Origin of the sequence: Mycobacterium sp. (assembly GCF_040509115.1) — a bacterium.
In the GTDB taxonomy this organism is placed as follows: Bacteria; Actinomycetota; Actinomycetes; order Mycobacteriales; family Mycobacteriaceae; genus Mycobacterium.
The window spans coordinates 1-2,694 of record NZ_JBEVLO010000414.1 but is presented as its reverse complement, the minus strand read 5'-3'; the positions used below and the strand labels follow the sequence as shown (position 1 = coordinate 2,694).

The 2,694-nt window shown below is 67.2% G+C and carries 3 protein-coding genes; all 3 read left to right on the top strand.

Features of this window, described 5'->3' with window-relative positions:
- A partial coding sequence (locus ABW137_RS28650) for a S1 RNA-binding domain-containing protein (protein ID WP_526405092.1) occupies positions 1 to 555 on the top strand: 555 nt, incomplete at its 5' end.
- Complete coding sequence (locus tag ABW137_RS28645; protein ID WP_526405093.1) at positions 539 to 1,864, top strand: M16 family metallopeptidase; 1,326 nt, start codon at positions 539 to 541, stop codon at positions 1,862 to 1,864. The genes ABW137_RS28650 and ABW137_RS28645, both read left to right, overlap by 17 nt.
- A partial coding sequence (gene bla / locus ABW137_RS28640) for a class A beta-lactamase (RefSeq protein ID WP_526405090.1) occupies positions 1,864 to 2,694 on the top strand: 831 nt, incomplete at its 3' end. The genes ABW137_RS28645 and bla, both read left to right, overlap by 1 nt.

The window sequence follows — 2,694 nt, the reverse complement described above, 5'->3', positions numbered from 1 at the left end:
GAGGCCATCGACGAGCCCGACGAGATGAGCCCGTACGCACCGCGAATCACCACGATCAAGGTGCCGATCGACAAGATCGGCGAGGTCATCGGGCCCAAGGGCAAGATGATCAACTCGATCACCGAGGAGACCGGCGCGTCGATCTCCATCGAGGACGATGGCACGGTGTTCGTCGGTGCGAGCAACGGCGAGGCTGCGCAGGCCGCGATCGACAAGATCAACGCCATCGCCAACCCGCAGCTGCCCAAGATCGGGGAGCGGTTCCTCGGCACGGTGGTGAAGACCACTGACTTTGGCGCTTTCGTTTCCTTGTTGCCCGGCCGGGACGGTCTGGTGCACATCAGCAAGCTGGGCCGAGGCAAGCGGATCGCGAAGGTCGAGGACGTGGTCAAGGTCGGTGACAAGTTGCGCGTCGAGATCGCCGACATCGACAACCGCGGCAAGATCTCGCTGGTGCTGGTGGCCGAAGAGGGCGACGCTGCCGAGGCGCCCACCGACTCTGCCGACGTTTCGACGGATTCGGGTGCTGCACCCGCCGATGCCGCGACCATCTGATTCATCGCTCGCCGCGTCCGCACCAACTAAGTTCGTCCGCCGCAGCACGCTGCCGGGAGGGCTTCGAGTCGTCACGGAGTTCGTGCCGTCGGTGCGTTCGGCGTCGGTGGGAGTGTGGGTGGGCGTCGGGTCACGCGACGAAGGTCATAGCGTGGCCGGCGCCGCCCACTTCCTCGAACACCTTCTGTTCAAGTCGACGCCGACGCGTTCGGCGGTGCAGATAGCGCAGTCGATCGACGCGGTGGGCGGTGAATTGAACGCGTTCACCGCGCGTGAGCACACCTGCTACTACGCTCACGTGCTCGACGCCGATCTCGAGTTGGCCGTCGATCTGGTGGCCGACGTCGTGCTCCGCGGGCGTTGCGCTGCCGAGGACGTCGACGTCGAACGCGACGTCGTACTCGAAGAGATCGCGATGCGCGACGACGACCCGGAGGACACGCTCGGGGATCTGTTCCTGTCGGCGATGTACGGCACGCATCCGGTGGGCCGTCCCGTGATCGGAAGCATCGAGTCGATTTCGACGATGACCAGGGCGCAACTGCATTCGTTCCACGTTCGCCGTTACACGCCCGACCGCATGGTGGTCGCGGTGGCGGGCAACGTGGACCACGATCACGTCGTCGCACTGGTCAAGGAGCACTTCGGCGCCCACCTGGTGCGAGGGCGGAATGCAATCGCGCCGCGCAAGGGTACCGGCCGGGTCTCCGGACACCCGAGCCTGCGGTTGATCGACCGCGACGGGGAGCAGACCCACATGTTCCTCGGCGTGCGAACGCCGGGCAGGCACTGGAATCACCGCTGGGCTTTGTCGGTGTTGAACAGCGCCCTTGGCGGTGGACTGAGTTCTCGTCTCTTCCAACAGATCCGGGAAACCCGCGGGCTGGCGTACTCGGTGTACTCGACGACCGACACGTTCTCCGACTCCGGCGCCCTCTCGGTGTATGCGGCCTGTTTGCCTGACCGCTTCGACGAGGTGGTCCGGGTGTCCGCCGACGTGCTCGCCGAGGTGGCCCGCGACGGGATCACCGAGTCCGAATGCCGGATCGCCAAGGGATCGCTACGTGGTGGCCTGGTGCTCGGGCTCGAGGATTCCGGTTCCAAGATGCACCGCATCGGCCGCAGCGAGCTCAACTTCGGCGCACACCGAACCATCGACGAGACGCTGGCGCTGATCGACGCGGTAACCCTCGACGAGGTCAACGCGGTGGCCAAACGGCTGCTGAGCCGACCGTTCGGTGCCGCCGTCCTCGGTCCGCACCGGTCGAAGAGGTCACTGCCGCAACCACTTCGGACCATCGCCAGCTGATGGGTCCTCCCTTGTCGCGGCGGGGACTGTTGGTTGGCGGGGGAGCGCTCGTCGCCTGGGCCGCGTGGTCGCGCAACTCCGCGCTCGCCGAGCCGCTGCCGACGGTCGAGGATCGTCTCGCGGAGCTCGAGGATCGGTACGACGCGTTCGTCGGGGTGCATGCCATCGACCTCGGCACCCGCAGGCACGTCGCGCACCGCGCCGACGACTCCTTCGCCGTGTGCTCGACGTTCAAGACCTACGCCACCGCGCGCATCCTGCAGAAGGCCGGGCGCGGTGAGCTCGCGTTGACCGATGCGGTGACGATCGAAGCCGTCGACATCCTTCCCAACTCGCCGATCACCGAGACCCGGGTCGGCCGTACGATGACGCTCGCCGAGCTGTGCGAGGCGGCGCTTCAGCGCAGCGACAACGCCGCGGGGAACAAGCTGCTCGACGCGATTGGCGGACCGTCGGGGGTCACCGACTTCGCCCGCTCCATCGGCGACGATCGCACCCGGCTGGATCGATGGGAGACGGAGCTGAACGCGGCGGTACCCGGTGACCCGAGGGACACCAGTACGCCTCGCGCGCTCGGCGCGGGATATGAGCGGCTCCTGACCGGTGACGTACTGGGAGCCGAGCATCGCGATCAGCTGGTGGCGTGGATGCGGGGCAACCAGACCTCGAGCATGCGGGCCGGGCTGCCGCCGCGGTGGACCACCGCGGACAAGACCGGTGGCGGCGACTACGGCAGCACCAACGACGTCGGGGTGGCGTACGGGCCAGACGGCCGCAGGGCGATGTTGTCGATCATGACGAGATCGCAGTCGGGTGATCCGGACGTCGGC